At 51.4% G+C, this 17,606-nt stretch carries 12 protein-coding genes and 2 pseudogenes; 6 read left to right on the top strand and 8 right to left on the bottom strand.

Translation table 11 applies throughout. The features are described 5' to 3' along the window. Positions 1–1,277: SpvB/TcaC N-terminal domain-containing protein (locus FHW16_RS23495; RefSeq protein WP_182551720.1), on the bottom strand; the 1,277-nt coding region annotated here is incomplete at its 3' end. Between the two features lie 564 nt (positions 1,278–1,841). On the opposite strand from FHW16_RS23495, the gene FHW16_RS23490 reads away from it, so the two are divergent. Both FHW16_RS23490 and FHW16_RS23485 read left to right on the top strand, forming a co-directional pair. After that, complete coding sequence (locus FHW16_RS23490; RefSeq protein ID WP_182551719.1) at positions 1,842–3,503, top strand: gp53-like domain-containing protein; 1,662 nt, start codon at positions 1,842–1,844, stop codon at positions 3,501–3,503. A 445-nt stretch (positions 3,504–3,948) separates the two neighbouring features. Continuing rightward, entirely contained in the window at positions 3,949–5,625 is a 1,677-nt protein-coding gene (locus tag FHW16_RS23485) for a hypothetical protein (RefSeq protein ID WP_182551718.1), read from the top strand. 383 nt (positions 5,626–6,008) lie between these two features. On the opposite strand, the gene FHW16_RS23480 is transcribed toward FHW16_RS23485, so the two are convergent. Beyond that, entirely contained in the window at positions 6,009–6,269 is a 261-nt protein-coding gene (locus tag FHW16_RS23480) for a DUF982 domain-containing protein (protein ID WP_182551717.1), read from the bottom strand. Between the two features lie 893 nt (positions 6,270–7,162). Then, the gene (locus FHW16_RS23475; RefSeq protein WP_182551716.1) at positions 7,163–7,600 is read right to left on the bottom strand and encodes a VOC family protein; all 438 of its coding nucleotides are present in this window, start codon (positions 7,598–7,600) and stop codon (positions 7,163–7,165) included. A gap of 674 nt (positions 7,601–8,274) precedes the next feature. On the opposite strand from FHW16_RS23475, the gene FHW16_RS23470 reads away from it, so the two are divergent. Beyond that, the gene (locus tag FHW16_RS23470) at positions 8,275–8,469 is read left to right on the top strand and encodes a hypothetical protein (RefSeq protein ID WP_182551715.1); all 195 of its coding nucleotides are present in this window, start codon (positions 8,275–8,277) and stop codon (positions 8,467–8,469) included. A gap of 29 nt (positions 8,470–8,498) precedes the next feature. Here the strand turns inward: FHW16_RS23470 and FHW16_RS23465 are convergent, their stop codons facing one another. Both FHW16_RS23465 and FHW16_RS23460 read right to left on the bottom strand, forming a co-directional pair. Then, positions 8,499–8,753: a DUF982 domain-containing protein gene (locus FHW16_RS23465; protein WP_246711921.1), complete on the bottom strand. Its 255-nt coding sequence runs from the start codon at positions 8,751–8,753 to the stop codon at positions 8,499–8,501. Between the two features lie 55 nt (positions 8,754–8,808). Further along, entirely contained in the window at positions 8,809–9,315 is a 507-nt protein-coding gene (locus FHW16_RS23460) for a protein tyrosine phosphatase (RefSeq protein WP_182551714.1), read from the bottom strand. A gap of 287 nt (positions 9,316–9,602) precedes the next feature. Here FHW16_RS23460 and FHW16_RS23455 point away from each other — a divergent pair, with 287 nt between their 5' ends. Beyond that, positions 9,603–9,830 (top strand): hypothetical protein, encoded by a 228-nt coding sequence (locus tag FHW16_RS23455; RefSeq protein ID WP_182551713.1) that lies wholly within the window; start codon positions 9,603–9,605, stop codon positions 9,828–9,830. Between the two features lie 109 nt (positions 9,831–9,939). After that, positions 9,940–10,545 (top strand): porin, encoded by a 606-nt coding sequence (locus tag FHW16_RS23450; RefSeq protein ID WP_182551712.1) that lies wholly within the window; start codon positions 9,940–9,942, stop codon positions 10,543–10,545. Between the two features lie 475 nt (positions 10,546–11,020). Here the strand turns inward: FHW16_RS23450 and FHW16_RS23445 are convergent, their stop codons facing one another. The 3 genes and pseudogenes from FHW16_RS23445 to FHW16_RS23435 form a co-directional block, all read right to left on the bottom strand. Continuing rightward, the gene (locus tag FHW16_RS23445; protein WP_182551711.1) at positions 11,021–13,783 is read right to left on the bottom strand and encodes a hypothetical protein; all 2,763 of its coding nucleotides are present in this window, start codon (positions 13,781–13,783) and stop codon (positions 11,021–11,023) included. A gap of 371 nt (positions 13,784–14,154) precedes the next feature. Continuing rightward, a complete protein-coding gene (locus FHW16_RS23440; RefSeq protein ID WP_182551710.1) occupies positions 14,155–15,339 on the bottom strand; it encodes a helix-turn-helix transcriptional regulator in 1,185 nt (394 codons plus the stop codon). An 844-nt stretch (positions 15,340–16,183) separates the two neighbouring features. Then, positions 16,184–16,567, bottom strand: a pseudogene (locus FHW16_RS23435) (IS110 family transposase); the annotation flags it as partial. Positions 16,568–16,863: 296 nt separating this feature from the next. On the opposite strand from FHW16_RS23435, the pseudogene FHW16_RS23430 reads away from it, so the two are divergent. Continuing rightward, a pseudogene (locus tag FHW16_RS23430) lies at positions 16,864–17,574 on the top strand (type IV secretory system conjugative DNA transfer family protein); the annotation flags it as partial. Positions 17,575–17,606 lie beyond the last annotated feature (32 nt).

Here is a 17,606-nt window from a genome sequence, read left to right as displayed (position 1 = left end):
GAGGCATTGGAAAATGGTGCCTGATCGTAGGACAGCGCATAGGCACCGCGCTGCTGGCCACTCACCGTCACATCGACCGTCTTCAGCCGGTATTTGGTATAGGAAATACTGTAGCCATTGGCCATCAGCAGAAAATCGGGACGTTGATCGTAATAGAACCGGATCAGGGTACCATTGTAACCAACCCACGCCGGATAGCAGACCGGCAGATCCGGGCAGGTATATGCGTAGGTCACGCTGTTTCCGTTGGTATCTGTGACGGCCGTTAGTAGCCAGCGTGAGTTGACTTGCAGGTTATAGTCGTCCGTCCCTGCAGCAGGACTGGTACCAGCCACCGCTGCGACTGAACGAAACGTTGAGATAGTCCCGTCTCGATCTGTGACTTTCCATTCTCTCGTGGAATAATTGAAACGGATACGCCGATAGCTCTCATTCTCCGTTGCAAACCGCGCTTCCCCCGCCGCATTTTCACCAACGCAGGATGGCGAGCTTGTTCCCTCGCAACTGACCAGCTGTTCGCCGTTGAGAAGAAACACATCGGCATTCTCGAATGCCGGCAAACCATATCCGGCACTCGCCCGCTCAATCACATCAAACCCGTCAATCCCCCAGGCAAATCCAATCCAGCCCTGATATGTCCCGCCGATCTTGGTCTTGCGGGCAGAGTTGTAGTTGAGCGCAATCTTCGGCTCGAGACCGCGATAGGCTGGCACATTGATGGCAATCGACTGCGAGAGATTACCCGTCCCGGCAATATCGGGCACCGACGCCTTCTCGGGTGTACTGACCGGAGCATCGCTAACAGGTGCGGGACCAGCCGCGGCAAGACCTGCTGCGTTCCTGGCGCTGTCTGTAGAATCCGTCTTGGCTGCATCTTTTGATTGAGCCGCATCCTTTGCAGCTTTGGCATCCTTCTGCGCATCAGTTGACGAAGGTTCGGTCGATTTGTCCGCATCTTCAGCTTTGGGCTTGCCGAGAGCCGTTCGATCAACAACCTTGTCAACGGGCGGTACTGTTCCCGGCTCTGTTCCTGCATTCGGTTTGACTGGCGAGCCTGCTGATTGCTGTGAACCAGCGCCAGGTGACGTCTTTGAGGTTGGCGTGCCGCCCAGCCCGCTCCCGCCATTACCAAAGCCGCCTGGCTTTGGTAATGGCGTCTGCTCCGCTGCCCATGCACGTGTCGCGAGTAATTCTGAGAGAATTGTTCCCTGTGCAGGCAATAGTCCAAAGAACATCGTGGCAGCAAACAGCGCTGCACCAGTACGGCGGATATGCATGAGACCCCCTCACCATAGATCAACGGGACAAATATCGAACGTGCCGCACGCTAGCCGATGTACATGACAGAGTTGCAACACATTTTTGCCATAATGTGAGAAGTTTCGATTTGAAACTGTGGATAAGTTTGAAGCAAAGTCGAAATAACTGAACTTAATTTAAGCAAAGAATACATCTGTTTCATAAGTGGAGGGAGCTTGCTCTTATCTTTGTGCAACTCAATTCCGTTTATGATTCTCTGCGTTAGTATATTCACTAACTTACAATGCCAGCGCGTAGTGTCGGGCTGTACCTATCCGTGAAACGTCGTTTTGTATATGAGTTAACACTGCAGTTAAACTGAGACGTCCTGTTTCATTTGAGATCCCGTGGTTAACCAATACGAGCTCCGCGAATTTGCAGGACGCAGAAGTTGACTCACTTAACACCGCCCATACTATGTCGCGGGAGCCGCCTGTAAACTTCATCTGGTTCTAAACCAATCTTCTAGTCGAGGTAGGCGCGACCGATAGAAAATTGGGGTCGCGTCACACAACCAGCATCTTAAAATTAAGGATTGAGAAATGGCAACGCAAACTACTCTGCGCGTGGGAACATCGGCCGAGATCACGGCCTTAGAGACCATAGTGCTTGCCGCGGATAGGGCCGCCGCAAAGCTACTCGACACGGCGGTCATTAAGGCACTGTACTTGTTGGAACCTGGTCGCGAAGGGATATTCAAATGGACTTCTGGCAACTTTAGTTCACTGATTACAGTCGATGTGCAAGAGGGTGTATATCTGAAGGCTAATGGTGTCGCGTCATCAGTAGGAGCGTGGGTTCGCCAACGAGACGGTCTTGACCTGAACGTAACCTGGTTCGGTGCCAGCGTAGACAAAGTAGACAACACCACTGCCTTTATCGCGGCTGCAAACCTATTCGGCTTCTGCTCAATCTATATCCCGCGTGGAACATTCAACTTTACCGCTACCATCACGTCAAATGCAGGGTTTACCCACTGGTACGGCGAGGGACGCGATCAGACTATATTGCAGTGGAATGCCGATTGTGATGGTTTCAGCTTCGGTGCTGTATCGCCGAGCGGTTCGACTGTCATTGAGGATATGAGCCTGTTTACTACGGTGGGTGCACCGACGCGCGCGGCCATTCGCGGTGTATTCATTCCTGCGATGCTCAAGGGACTGACAGTTAGCCGTTGTACTTTCCGGGGTGAAACACCATTCCCAGATTATTGGGGTACGGGCATTAAGACCCACAATGCGAACTCCCCTGTGTTCTCAGACTTGGATTTCTTCGGACGGTCCAGCACCGTTAGTGCTGACTGGGCGCTTACCAATGCTGCGATCGAATGCACCGCCGACACTGGCGTGTCGCTATATATGTTCGACAACATTCACACGTTGAACTACCACGTTGGTTTGAAGTTCTCGGCTTCAACAACACCATGCATTGAGGGTGTGTTTGTTCGAAACTGCAACCTCGTCTTCGGGAATTACGGCATTCATGCTAATTTCTCCGCCATCCCTGGCACAGCGCGCACTCTCCATTACGATATCCAAAGTTCCCACGTGGAGGCAACGATCCAAGCTTTGTATTTTAACAAAGTACACACAGTGACGGTCAAGGATATTCTGATCTTAGCAGCTCCGTGGCAAAATCTTGCCGGGGACATGGTCCAGTTCGTTAACTGCGACAAGATTGACACTGACAACATCCGCATCGTGAAGCGGCCAGTTCACACTACCCTTCGCGGTATCGTTCTGAACGGATGCACAGATGCCTCCATTAAAAACACCACGGGTGATAGTCCCGCAGGGCGGTCGTTGGTGCGATTTGAGGGAGCTGCTAGTGGGCTTGTCGAAGATGGCAAGACACGCCAAGAAGGAGCGGGCATCGCATTCGAGGATGTGTCAAGCACTCCTACCGCTAACCGGGGCGGGCGTCTCACAGCACCAAATGGCTGGAGGTGGAATGGCGACATACTTGAGCAATGGGGTGTCTTTACGGGAACCACGGACGTGAATGGTGATATAGTAGTGCCTTACCCGCGGTTCTTTCCTAACGCTTGCTATTCAGTAGTAGCAATAAATTCCAGCACATCAAATACGGTGACAGGCAGCGAGGCAGTATCTACGCGCTCCCCTGGTATTGGCGATGTTGTTGTGCGATGCCTTGGAGCAGCTAACGCATCTCGGACGATACGATGGGAAGCGAAGGGAAAGTAGTCTCTTTGCCGACATTTCAAGGTAACGATCGTCAAACAATCTGAAAAATAGCATTCGTGCGACCAAGATGGCCACAAATGACAAGATACAGTGTCGAACGCGGTTGCAATTTTACCTAGAGACTTGGAGTTGTTGAGTTTCCTCACCAATTGCCTCGTTTTTCTTTCTGCAAGTGCCCAAATCGGTTGAGATAGCCGAGTTTGATGAGACACTTTAAACCATCATTAACGGTTACGCCCATCGAGTCGCGATTCTGAAAGGAACTGGCAATTCCGGCGTCGCCAAGCCGGGTAACCGAAATGGCAATGGTCCGAAGATCTCGATCCTTCGAGCCACGCTTCGAAGATGAAAGAGGTCTTCAACGTAACTGAGTGGCAAACGCACATGAGTTCGAGATGTCCCTTCGATAAAACTCAGAAACAAATTCAAACGCCAGGAGAAACAAATGGCCAACCTGATTTCTACAAACAATCTTTCGGACGTTGATAGTGTAGCTGCTGCGAGAAGCAACTTAAGGGTATCGACCGTGGTTGCCAATCGATCCGCGTTGAAAGCGCTTGATGTGACAAAAGATGTCGCGGTGTATCTCACTGAAATGGGGAGGGAGGGAGTGTTCGTTTGGCGCCCTGGTGACTATTCGGCACTTATCTCGGCGGATCCCCTCGAGGGCGTTTATCTGAAGGCAAATTCGACGGCTTCTGCGTCCGGTGCATGGGTACGCCAACTTGATCAGGGTGAACTGCATGTCACATGGTTTGGAGCGAGTACCTCACTTGCCGACAATGCGCCATTCTTTCAGGCCGCTGCAAAACTTTCCAATACAGCCAGCATCAGAGTTCCGACGGGCGATTTCAAGTTCACACAACCAGTTACCTACGAGAGCAAGCAGGTTCGTTGGCAGGGCAACGGGCGGGATATCTCTCGCCTGATCTGGACTACAGCAGTTGATGGCTTCCAAATTGGCACTGTAACACCCGTTGAGCACGTCGAGATTTTCGATCTATCGTTCATCTCTGACGCAACCAGCTCGACCACGGCGGCGATTGATGCACGATTCACTTCCAATATACGCCCCGCGTGCACTTTTGAGCGATTGATCATTTCAGGCACTTTTACCCCAAGCGTACAGGGTTTGAAATGGTGGGGATTTGGCATCAAGACAACCAACGCTATGAATCCGACATTCCGCGATATCGTTGGTCGTGGTGCAACGGGAGCAACGGTCCCAGATGTTGCCCGAGCAGATAGCTTGATATTCTGTACGGCAACAGTCGCCTCGGTTGTGATGATCTTTGACAACATCTTCACGATCAATTTCGGGTCGTGCATCAAAATTCGGTCCGCGTCTTCGCCCTCTATGGAGGGCATTTATATGGATCGGATCAATGCTGTCTTTGCGAACACTGGCATTGATATAGTTTTTAACAGCGGTGCTTATCATCCACCGCAGATGTATCTGCACAATAGCCAGTTCGAGTGTTTTTACCGTAACGTCGATATTCGGGGAGCCTCCGAAGTCGATATCGGTGGAAACCTGTTCTACTTCACGAATTTCGGAAACTCGGGTCCTAACAGTGTTTATCTGGAGAATTGCCTCGGGGGTCGATTTTATTCCAACAGTCTGTACAACCGGCCAACCAACACCACGGTCGAAGGCATACGATTGCAGGATTGCGACAGCGTCCAGGTTTTCAACAATACAATTAGCGCCTTGGCTGCCCAGGTTGTCTTCGCGGGTAGTACGCGTCGGTCATCAGAATACAACAACAGGATAGATGGTAGCGGCGCCGCTTTTGTAGATACCAGCAGTGCTGCCGCCACGAACAAGGGCGGCAAGGTACTCGCTGCTACCGGCTACCAATGGGTGGGAGATGTTCTCGACCAATGGGGAACTGCGGCGGGACAAACTGACTCCAACGGAATTCTGAATGTGAATTTCGCTTCTTGGGGAGGCAGGGCATTTCCGAACCAAATATTTCAGCTTGTTGCTACGAACGGTGACCATGCGGCTGGCTCGGAAGCGGTTTCAGTAAATAACCTGACAGTAAACGGCTTCACCGTAAAATTCCAGGGCGCTCCGTCCCAGCCACGTCGGGTCAATTACATAGCAAAAGGCAGATAACCAAAATCGAAAAGGTTGGGAACTATCGCAACGGAACTACGTTGATTCCTTGCCGAGCAAGCACTGGACATGTTTCAGAAACACTACTCGACACGGGCTCAGTATCGTCAACGGGTTAAACTGTGAGGCAATCTGGGCCCCACTACCAGCAAGGACAGGCACAGTGCTGGAAGTTTGAACCCGATCTGCGATTTAGACGCGCCCGCAGATCGGGTTTAACGTTTCAACCTCGTCCGGTGAACGCGTACCTTCGATTATCGTTGCGTGGGGAAGATATGAAACCGGAAAACGAAGTGGATTAGAAGCCAGAACCGGCAAACAGGATACATTACGGGGGAATGGGTGCTGTTGTCGGCAGTAAATTAAAGCGAAACGGGGTATTGCTATGGTTTTAGCGTTTTCTCCTCGGCATAAGTACCGATTTCTTTTGCAGTATCCAGAAATGCTTTGCGGGCTCTTGCGGTAGACGCTTTGCCTTTCAAAGCCTCCATACAAAGTCTGGTCGCGGACGCGTCTTGAGAACCGGGCTCAGTCGTCCAATGTTTAGCCAAAATATCTGCTGCTTGCACAAGGGTAGTGACGGACAGCATCGCTCCGGTTTTTGGAGATTTAATAATGATATGTTCAAAAGATAATCGGCGCATGTGTAAAAACAGCGGGAATGGGAAAAGTTTCCATTTTTGGGGTGCGAAAACGTCATCTTTCCCTTAAAATGCCGTAAAAGAGTTGTGAATGGCGCCGTTGTCTGTTCAGGCAATGCGGGTCCGGTTTCCTGATGATGAAGGCAGGCGACCGGGCCTTTTTCATGCAGCCCTCACCGTTCGTATCGACAACCGTTCCAGTTGGAACCCTACATCTAGCTGACCTTGCTATCATCAATCTGAAGGATTGCCTCCTTGTCAAGCTTGAGACTCAGCGGCAGAACAAAGACGGCATTGATCGATTTGGCATCCTGCTGAACTTCCACGGCAAGACCCGCTGGCGCCTATGCCGTTGTCGACGAGGTCGACGGCCGCACCCATCACATCAAGCTGCCCGACCTTGAGACCGCCGGCGACAGCACGCCTGGTTTCATCGTCGAGCTGCGCAGGTTTAAGCCACGCACAAATGCCTAAAACCATAGGCCGCAGGTCTCCAAGTCGTCGGACGACGCCGCGTGATTACGCGGAGGGCAGCCTTTAGCGCCTCGAAACGGTAGTGACACCCTCCCCATGATACACGCCTCACATTGCAGCGACCTTGCGTAGCTCGACCCGTGGTGCAAATGTCAAGCACAGCAACTCGCCTGTTTGACCGAAGGGCCGCAGCGTGATGATTTTGCCGCTTGGGCTGCGCGATGTCTTGGCTTGCAGATGGCAGTTCTCGAAGCAAGGGTCATGACAATGCGCTCGTCTTCAATCTGCAGGTTATTGACGTCGAATATCCGCATCGGGACGGCGGGAGTGCCCACTTCAAACGTCACCCCGCCTCGAGTCACATTCAGATCACGATGACTTGCCAAATTGTGCGGAATAGCCGGTCCGGTCAATGCACTCGCTCAGCTGAGTTCCTGGGCTAGTCCGATGAGAAGCCCTCCGGGCCCACGGATGTAGCAGAGCCGATACGCGTCTTTATACTGGACTACTTCGCCTGCAAGCTGCGCGCCGCGCTTGCTGAGCCTCTCAAGCGTATTGTCGACATCGTCAACCGCGAACATGACACGCAGGTAACCCAGGGCATTGACCGGAGCGTTGCGGTGATCTGCTACGACAGGCGGCGTGAGGAAGCGGGAGAGTTCAACCCGGCTGTGGCCGTCCGGTGTACGCATCATGGCAATCTCGACACGCTGATCGCCCAGTGCAGTGACACGTCCAGCCCATTCTCCTTCGATCATGGCCCGCCCTTCGAGCTCGAGGCCGAGTTCGAGAAAGAAATCAATTGTCTCGTCGAGGTCATCGACGACGATCCCTACGTTGTCCATACGTTTGATTGTCATGTGCCCAATCTACGAATAGCGGCACCTTTATGCAAGCACACCGGGTTAGGCTGGCTCAAGGGCAATGCACGGAAATATATGCCCCGCGCGCTGACGAAAGCCTGGCCGAACTCGGTCCGCTGCCGTACCTCATTCATCCGCCATCGCGAATATCGTCGTCCGCTGCTTGGGTTCGCTTTCGTGATAATCTGCCTTGTGTGTTGGCAGGGACGGCCTGTACAAAATCGCCAGTTTTTAGAAAACGATCGGTTGTATGCGCCGCGGACGCCTTGGAAACCTTCCTATCCATGAAGCCGGACGAAGAAGACACAAAGGGCCGATACAGACAGCATCGACCGTTATAGACGCAAACCGTAAATCAGTTTAACGTTCATCAGGCACAAGAGGCCATGCGATGATTTTCATTATTGCCCTTAGAATGCTATTGACAGGCGTGATGGCTTTTTTGGTCTATCGTACACTGTCAGGCTCGCCGGAAAATATGTCGCATAACGACAAGTAAAATTGAATGACTTCGGGTCGTTAACGCGTGCGTTCGAAAAGAATGGCAAAATCGATTAGGATGAAAACAGCGGCGTGTTGTGGCCGGCTGCGGCGAATTGTGTTGATTGTGACAAATTCTTTACGGATATGTGACGGGATAACAGCACCGGCAGACAAGGGTTCAGTCACCAATGCGTATCAGGGAACTTCACGAGGTCAGGTATGACGAGGAAACCGCAAGCCTGAAATTCTCCGGTTTGAATGCCTTTCAGGAAGCCAGGAGCGTTACCCTTTCGATCGACAATCCGGAACTTTTTCTCAATGCGCTCAAGACCGTTCTCAAGAACAGCAGCGGCAAACCGGTAAAGCTTGGAAAGTCAGCATAGGCACACCGGGCTACGGGGACTTCACACCTTCAGCGACGCTTGCTATAATCTACAAAGACGCCTGCTTCTTTTGCAGCCTCGATGAATGCAGCGCGTGCCTGCGTGATTGTTGTCTTGCCATCCAGAGCGTCGAGACATAACTGACGCGCAACTTTGAGCTTCGCGCCATCGTGGACAGGCCAATTCATCAGCAGAACTTCCGCCGCCTCGGGCACAGATGTGACGTTTCTGGACTTGCCGGAATGGTATGTCTGAATCGTTACCGAAGGGAATTCCATACTCATGGGACAGTACTGATCTGTGAGAGAACATTATGACTGCGTTGCTCGTGACGGGGACCTACACCTCGCCTTTCGATTTGCCGATTTCATCCACGTGATTTTGTATGCTCAGCCGGTCCAGTGATGCCAACGGCAGATTGACGAGAATTTTGAGCCTTCTGTCGAGTTCCATCATTGCACGCGAAAATGCCTGCTTGCGCTCCCATGGCTCGCCCTTTTCCTGAATGGGATCGGAGGATTCCCAATGCGCTGTCACGGGCACACCTGGCCACTCGGGTGTAGGCTCGCCCCTGGCCTCATCGTTCAACGTAAATACAAAATCGAGGTCACGCGCACCGTCCAGACCAAATTCGCGATAATGCCTGGGCTGCAGGCCACTAACGTCAAAACCTGACTGTTCCAGCAGTTCGCGGGTTTCTGCATCAATCGTATCGGCCGGTTCCGTTCCGGCACTATAGGCAACGAAGTGCGGCGCGCCAATTTTATTCAAAATAGCCTCCGCCATCACGCTTCTTGCCGAATTGCGACGCGACAGAAACAGCACGTGAAAAACTTTGTCGTTCATGACCGCTCTCCTTCGAAGCAAGCACGTCAGTCATAGGCCGAACCCATATGATGCTGCAAAAGTGTGACAGCTGTTCAACGAGCTCTCTGGACCATTTCAGCTTTCAAAATCCCTTCCATAATGAAACTGCCGCCTGATCGTTCCAAAACAATTTGACCGTTTCCGCGCCAGTTTAAATCGTTAGGTAGCGGATTGTACAAACCCGCAGGGGCTATAAATTGATAGTCGACTGTCCAGAAAATGATACATGGCGCTGATATGGTTCGAAGCTCAACCTGGAAACCTTTATGGATCATAATCGCTTTTCCGAATGTCTTGCCTACCTGTTTTGGTCACAGGAAACCCTTGCAGATATCCTCGAATGCGACCGCTTTCTGGTGAGGGCATGGGCCGAAGGTGGACAGCCCATTCCAGGCTCGATCGCGGCCTGGATTGAAACACTCGCTCTCTTGCATGAAGTGTCTGGAATACCTGACGACTACAAAGGCAGGAAGCTGGAAGACAACGTGCACTGAAGCGAGGCCATGCAGGCAAGTTCGAAGGCGGGTATATATGCCGCCATCGAACTGTAATATAAACCTGCCAACATCAATCTAAAATCATCCCTTTCTTTGGAGACCAGGCATGAGTATCAAAACCTTGCTGATCGGCTCATCAGCGGTCATCCTTGCTGTGTCCGCCGCACATGCCGCCGATGCGGTCGTTGTCGCAGAACCGGAACCGGTCGAATATGTTCGCGTGTGCGACGCCTACGGCGCCGGCTTCTTCTATATTCCGGGAACAGAGACATGCCTGAAGATTGGCGGTTATCTGCGCTATGATGTCAGAGGCGGCGACGATCCGCTCACGGGTGTCAAGCGGGACAGCTGGTACAAGCGTACGCGGGCTTCGCTGCGCTTTGATGCCCGCTCAGAAACGGAATTGGGCACGCTTCGCTCATATATCGAAACCTATTTTCAGTACACCAACGGCAGTAACAACGCTTACATTCCAAAAGCCTATATTGAGCTTGGCGGCTTCCGCGTCGGCGCTGTCGACTCCCAGTTCACCTCATGGACCAATTACGCCGGCGACATCATCAATGACAATGTCATTGCCTATGGACCCGACACCCGTCACATGGCGACCTTGGCCGAAGGCGTACAGCTATCTTTTCCATTCAATTCTTTGAATTCGTCGTTGTTGACCTCCTTTGCATCGACGACACTGCATCAATATTATTTTGGTTGAAGATGCCAATCACAGGCATCCGTTGGCGGCGTCGTCAAGCAATCATTGCAGCTATCGATAGGGCCGTCCCCTGCGGAGCAGACGCCGATAACCAGTTTGGGACCGTTTCCGACAACCTTGTGTGCTCCATCGTGAACTACGTCTTCTTTTGGTCCACAGGTGTAGACTCGTGTGCACCCCAAATTTATTTGCGCTATCACGTTAGTTGGCGACCAAACTCCCTCCTCCGCAAATAAGGAGCGTGGAAACAAAGCAAAGACGGCCGAAATCAAAATCGCTGAACGACGCATTAATTTTCTCCTCCTAAGGTTTGGCTTTCGGTCGAGACGATTGGAACGTGCTGCGCCGGGCATTTGTTTGCTCCCAATTGCCCTTCAATGCCGAAAGCGTCGCGACTACCAAAGCCGCCGGCCTCTTCACACCCGCGACTGGTATTAAAAGCAGTAAAGCTAGAGCCCACTGTCACCGAATGATATTAGAAACGACAACAATCGATGTGAACGGTTTGGCCAATAGCCGCGCCAATATTCGATACCGCATTTTGCACTCCCTCTCCGATCTGCTTCGCGGGATTAGCGATGCCTTGGGCAACACCATCTACGAGCTTCACTGTGTTGTTTGCTAGATTTGCAGTATCAGTCAGGATTCGCGTCGTGGCGGATCCCGCATCAGCCAATACCGCCTTAGCTGTGTCTCCAGCATCGGTGAGCAATCGTCCGCCCTTTTCCGCAATCATCGTTACTGTTGATATCTCAAAATTGACGACATCCAGATTAATATTGGCTACTTGTGCCACCACACTATCTGGACCAATCTCCTGTCCGAGCAGATTTTTCGCAACGAGCCTCAATGCATTGTTTTCACCAAAACAAGGTTCTTCTGCAAATTTCTTACCTTTGCATTGCATGACCTCTTTGGTGGCCAATTGTCCAGCCACGCATACGGCAAACGTCGTCGGCTCGCCACCAGTGGTTTCAGCGCACTGGATCATTATTTTCCCCTCGGCATTGAGGTTCTGCCCGGCCAAGCATCCAGCTGTTGATACGTATGATCCGCCAGATTGTGCATAGCATTCTGCGACACGCCCAAGATCTCCACCCAAATGCACTTGCGACGCTGCCCAACATCCGGCTGCGGTCTTGTAATCCCCGTTGCTGTCCGCGTAACAGGCGACGGCAGCTTGCGCGCTCTTCAGATCACTCGACGAAGCATTTCCTGTTGCTAGACAAAGAGCAATAGCCAGTCGATCACTCGTGCTTGAGGTATTCTTTCCCGCTGTGCAGTTGACGATTTTATCCAAATCTCCTCCTTGCTTCATCAACACACAGGATGCAAAGGCCTTGCTGTCAGGAGTAAACATCTTTGAACATTCGTATGCTTGAGCCGCTTCTTTTGGTAAGCTAGCCTCGAGTTGCGCTTGTAGTAAGCAAGACACCTTGTCGGTTTCAACTTTACCACATTTTACAAGGACATCACGGAGAGGCATGTCTGTGGGCAAACCCGATATCAGACAATCTGCAGCGGCGCTGTTCTCAGGCTTTGTGGCGCAGTTCGACACCTTTTTCACCCACTCAGGTATACCAGTCTGCAATGCTACCAACTCTTCTGTGAAGCACTTATCCCGACTTGACTGCACGTTCCCCTGCTGACAGTAGTTATATTTTTCCACCACATCCTTCATATTCAAAGGAATTCGGGGAAGCAGGTTAGAGGCGGCCAATTGTTTGGCGGACATCCCCGCGGAAAGTAACAGCACATCAGCTCGGGCTTTATCTGCGATCTCCGGCATGCAGAAGTTGCCTCGAAGACAAGACAAAAGCTGTTCCTTGTTCAATTTGTAGCCTGCACAGGCAGCAAAATCGTCCTGGGATGCATTGGTTCCCATGCCCCGAAATCTTGCACATTCTGAGATCCTCGTTCTCGCGATCTCATCAGAAAGCTTGGTCAAGACCGCAGTTGGCGCTACGCGGATATTGTTTGATGCTTTGACACGTTGAATAGCATCTTCAGGCGCAGCCACTACATCAATGATCCGCAATACCATACTGTCATCCATGCCTACTGCAGACAATGCCGCCTCATTCAGTTTTGGAAGTTTCTGGTCGGCACCAACAGTTCTAAGCCGGATGACTGCTTCTTGAAGTTCGCCGACTTGGTCGTCGACTGAGGGAGCAGACCTCCAGCCGCGCTGATCTTGAAAGCCGACAAGTTTCCATTTCTGAAGTTGTAGCTTCAAGTCGCTGGGACCGCCGCGAGCGATGATCATATACTCGTTGTATGCAACCGGAGAAAATGAATTGAGTTTCGTAGCAGCCCAATCAGCGATCCGTTGATGCACGATTTGCTTTCCGTTATCATCCCAGCGGGAGCAATTCTCGTCTCCTTGAATGCAGTACCTTCTGGACAACGCAAGCACGATGTTACCTGGCTTAATCTCACCGTTGGAACAGTTGGACATCTGCCCGTCCATATATACCGATACGCGGTCCAACGATCCTTCAACACGCCTGACATCGTGCAAAAACGCCTGGTTCTTTGCAAAATACGCAGAGCGGCTTTGTGACTTCTCCGGATTCTCGATTGGAAACAACTTCGCTATTGGCGAGTCGCCCGGCAAAATTAGATCAGCGGTATAAGACAAGCTGGACAACTCTTCAGCCAGATCACCTACAATTTTTTTCTGGGCATTCGCGGCACAGGTCCTTATCTTGGAATAAGCTACAGCATCGCTTTGCGTTAATATCAACGCAGAAATATAATATTGTTCTCGTGTCCAGTTCTTCTCATCTGATCGATAACCAATGTCGATCTGACTAAGTTTCGCTTGCCACAAAATCTGAACTTCACCGCCGAAATGTATCCAGAGCTGGTCATATCCTCCCGGAGTCGGGAGTTTTCTCGTATGAGTGACGAGAATTTCCTGCGAGTCCTTCAGTATGAACTTAGTTGCCCGCCATCTTGCAGGTGCCGCACGAACATTAATATCTCGATTTGCGCGAATGCGATCACCGACGCCTATCGCAGCAGCAGGAAGCGTCTGACCATTCCTGTTTGAGAAGAAGGAAGATTTTACTCCCACGTCTTGAGCTGCAACCCATCCTTCAAAGCAATCTTGTGCTTCAGCGCATCTGGCAGCGTCGGAAGATCGTGCTGATCCCAGGGCAATAACAATAGATAACAAAACGACACTAAGTAGTGTTGTAATTGACCGTTGAAATGCTTCTGACTTTAATTGCATGATTTGCTCCCAAGGCTCCAACCTATTCGTAAGACAGGTGCGGTTACTTATCGGCAAGTGTGAAGCCAAACCAAAATCTGTTCCTCCCCCATTTAGAGGATATCGACTGGGCGGGTCTTCAACCTAGCAGCCCCGGTAGAGTCATTAGATGCGCTTTTCCAGAAGACGAGTTTGGTTGTTTACGTCCGGGCCGAAAGGCTAAGGCTCCGGCGATAGTATCACTTTGTTTTGAAAGCGCACTGACCCTGCCCCACTATGGCCGTATGGGATACTGTTCCGATCGCGAAATCATCGCAGACCAAATCAATCCATGAGACTGTCTCACAATCAAAGTAGGCGGTGGATCTGGGTTTAAGACGCCCTGCGTGGTTCTACATGACTGTAAATGAGTTCCTAGACGACTTGAGTTTCATCACCATGGTGACAATGTCACGCTGTTTGGATGTTCCCGTTTTCGAGAAAATGGCCTTGAGGTGAGTGTGTGCAGTAGATCTGGAGACCCCAAGCCGTTCCGCAATCTGACTCAGTGTTCCGCCTCTTTCAAATTCGAGCAAGAGGGTCGTCTGAGCTTTGGTGAGACCGAATGTCAGACTGATATTTGCGGCAATCCATTCCGGGTCATCAGTAGCGACGCATGGTCGGATAATGACGAGACATACGGTTTTCGGAGCATATATCGAAGCGAGACCCAATGGCGAGATACCCGCCTGGTCCAAGGCAATAGGAACACAGGTGATCGTGTAAGCTGTCCTCGCTGAAGTTACTTGGATATCTTCCTGCCGCACTGCCGTCATAAACGGCGAACATGTTATTTTCACCACACCTGCGAAAGCTCTTGTAGCTTCAGCATTTTTGATTTGAATAAAATCCCGAGCGCCGATCAGCATAAATCCCGCATCAGCCAGAAGCGCCGATGCACCAAAGTTGGCTGCCAGAAGGCGACAATCTTCATCGAGTATCATTGCAGCGTCGATAAGGTTATCAATCAAACCGCGCCCTCCCGGCAATTCAAGCACACGACTGGCAAGATGGTTGACTTCAAGCGCCGCCCTCATTCTCGGAATAAGTGGGTGGAGCAGGGAACGCATCTGCTCATCCGTTCGTTCACCTATGCGGTTGTCGTAGTGGAGCGCAATCGTTGCATGTCGGCCGCGGTGTGATGCAAATTTTAGAACTGTCGCTCCGTCCGCCTCCCCCTCAGGCTTGACCAAATCATTGTAGAAGCTCGTTTTTTTGACGTTTTCATCTGGGCACAACTCGACGGTCCGTTTGAACGATGACAGCTTCATCTCCGCCATCGGCTTGTAGTATGGATTGAGTTTCCAAAAGTGATGTTCGTATGCAGATATGGTGCTTTCCAAAAAGCCGTCCACGATGGGGGGCAGCAACGCAGCTCTTTGCATATCAACAATCTGCATGATGACCTTTGTGCCAGGTACAAGCTGATGAACCAAACTAGCAACGTCCACCCAACGGGATGCATCACAGGCCGCCCTGTCGACCGCACTACCTACTTCACCTATTCTGAATGATAACTCCCTATCGCCGAACTGCATGATATTGGCGGCACCCCGTTACGAATAGACGATTCATTCCCCTGCTTAGAACAATTAGTTGAGATTGTTCTTCTTCCCTTGTTTCTCCAGAGTGCACCAAGCGTTGGCACTGCAGATATTCAGAACTGATTGAACAATTCTCAATGTGACAGCATACCAGATTTATAATGAGCCTGTTCTCCCCCAATTGGGGGAGGGAGTAGACGGCGCACTAAAAACTATCCAGCGTTCAGGAAGACCGGAAGTTCTTCCGTAGAGGATGCCAAGCAAACGACACAAGCCTGAAGAGATTGTCATGAAACTGCGTCAGATGGACGTTTTGAGTCCTGGCCAAGTGCGACCTGGCAGAGAGTTGGCAAGCTATTCTCATTATCGCATCCTCGCCATGCTCCGGGCACCGGTTATACGAAACGGATGTTCAGAGGCCACTTTGTAATGCGAAGTCGACCCAAGATAGCGAGGCTACGAAAATTCGCCAGCGCCCTGTGCCGCGTGTTCGGCCGGGATCCAAGATTGTCGCTACGCATCATTCATGGGAAACGACAAGGGTCAGGTTCTCGATATCAATGTCTATGCGAATGCTCGCACATCTATTTTGTTTCAAGAATCCAGCGTTCCACGAAGAACTCGAATGGCGTCTGTTGACAACACTTCTGCCCGCGGGTCGTGAGGTTTTTGACGTCCATCCTATTCGGAACATGCTCAAACCTTTCCGTGCCATTCATCTGAAAGGCGAAGAAGAAAAAACGCTGATAACAAAAGTTGTAATCGGACCGAAGAATGTCACGCCTATCCCTGTCGTGGAGGCTTTTCTCAAGAGCAGAAAATTTTTCGATATTGAGGTGATAAGGTCGTCTTCAACGTATGCCACAGCACTGGCTTGCGCTTCTTCACTCTTGACCGAAACAAAGCGCATAGTTGGCCGTTGAGCTGCCTCGCAGATAGCTTCAGCATCTGCGGCATCATTCTTCTGGCGTTTGACGAAAGGTTTAACATAGGCCGGTGGGATGAGACGAACTGAATGACCCATTTGGGCAATCTGCCGTGCCCAATGATGGGCTCCGCCGCATGCCTCCATGGCAACAAGACATATCGGCTGAACCGCAACGAATGCCAACACCTTGTCGCGGCGTAGTCGCTTGCGAAAAATGACGCTACCTGCAGCATCGGCACCATGTACCTGAAACACGTTCTTCGCTAGATCCAATCCTATCGTGCTGACTTCCATTGTGGACACCTCCTCTGGAGCAATGATATTACTGACTTCCATTTTGGCATATTGAAGCCGCTGATGGGGCGTCCACACCATCATTAAAGGGGCACAGATATACGGTAGCGAGCCAGCTGCTTGATGCGCTATCCCTCACTGAGGAATGCGACAGTCGAATCAAGCGAATGCAGGTGGTGAGGATGCAACATATTCCAGATGATGCGTGGGATGCTTGGACACCGGAACTGCTTTTTGAGCGTTTCCGCTATCAGCACCCGCCCTGGTATGTTGTTGGTGGCTGGGCACTAGACCTGTGGCACGGCTATCCGAACTACGCCGCGCTGGTATCGGGCTCCAGTTTCAAAACCGAAGATCTCGCAGACAGCAATGTGGATGTATTCATCAATCTTGATCTGAAGACCCTTGAGAACCATGCGGGGATCGCAAGGGTGATTATTGGGTCCTTCCTCAACGCGGTTTACAATCGTAACGGCGATATTGCGGGACGTACTCTGTTCCTGTTGGACGAAGTGGCAAGGCTCGGTTATATGCGCATTCTTGAAACCGCACGCGATGCCGGCCGTAAATACGGAATAACCCTCACGATGCTGTATCAATCGATCGGCCAGATGCGGGAAGCCTATGGTGGCCGCGATGCGACATCGAAATGGTTTGAAAGCGCTTCGTGGGTTTCGTTCGCGGCGGTCAATGATCCTGAAACGGCGGACTACATTTCCAAACGATGTGGCGCGACGACCGTCGAGGTCGATCAAGTGTCCAGAAACTCGAAGATGTCGGGAACGTCGCGAACCCGCTCCAAGCAATTGTCGGCAAGACCGCTCATTCAGCCCCATGAAGTCCTGCGCATGCGCACAGACGAACAGCTCGTTTTTACAGCAGGCAATCCACCACTGAGATGCGGAAGAGCAATCTGGTACAGGCGGAAAGACATGACAGCCTTGATGGGCGAAAATCGCCTTCACGAAACGGAAAATGCCTCTGTGGAGATGAGCAAGACAGTTTAACTCGACGACTGTTGTGAAGAATGAGGCTGGAA

The sequence above is a fragment of the Phyllobacterium myrsinacearum genome, from assembly GCF_014138285.1.
GTDB lineage: Bacteria > Pseudomonadota > Alphaproteobacteria > Rhizobiales > Rhizobiaceae > Phyllobacterium > Phyllobacterium myrsinacearum_A.
The sequence above is the reverse complement of the archived record's forward strand: the minus strand, read 5'-3'. Positions and strand labels throughout refer to the sequence as shown.

Bases quoted from the DNA above. Each gene is read 5' to 3' on its own strand.
- FHW16_RS23455 (WP_182551713.1), top strand. From the start codon at position 9,603: ATGGATCATAATCGCTTTTCCGAATGTCTTGCCTACCTGTTTTGGTCA.
- FHW16_RS23440 (WP_182551710.1), bottom strand. From the start codon at position 15,339: ATGCAGTTCGGCGATAGGGAGTTATCATTCAGAATAGGTGAAGTAGGT.
- FHW16_RS23480 (WP_182551717.1), bottom strand. From the start codon at position 6,269: ATGCGCCGATTATCTTTTGAACATATCATTATTAAATCTCCAAAAACC.
- FHW16_RS23475 (WP_182551716.1), bottom strand. From the start codon at position 7,600: ATGACAATCAAACGTATGGACAACGTAGGGATCGTCGTCGATGACCTC.
- FHW16_RS23460 (WP_182551714.1), bottom strand. From the start codon at position 9,315: ATGAACGACAAAGTTTTTCACGTGCTGTTTCTGTCGCGTCGCAATTCG.
- FHW16_RS23470 (WP_182551715.1), top strand. From the start codon at position 8,275: ATGCGTATCAGGGAACTTCACGAGGTCAGGTATGACGAGGAAACCGCA.
- FHW16_RS23490 (WP_182551719.1), top strand. From the start codon at position 1,842: ATGGCAACGCAAACTACTCTGCGCGTGGGAACATCGGCCGAGATCACG.
- FHW16_RS23485 (WP_182551718.1), top strand. From the start codon at position 3,949: ATGGCCAACCTGATTTCTACAAACAATCTTTCGGACGTTGATAGTGTA.
- FHW16_RS23445 (WP_182551711.1), bottom strand. From the start codon at position 13,783: ATGCAATTAAAGTCAGAAGCATTTCAACGGTCAATTACAACACTACTT.
- FHW16_RS23450 (WP_182551712.1), top strand. From the start codon at position 9,940: ATGAGTATCAAAACCTTGCTGATCGGCTCATCAGCGGTCATCCTTGCT.
- FHW16_RS23465 (WP_246711921.1), bottom strand. From the start codon at position 8,753: ATGAGTATGGAATTCCCTTCGGTAACGATTCAGACATACCATTCCGGC.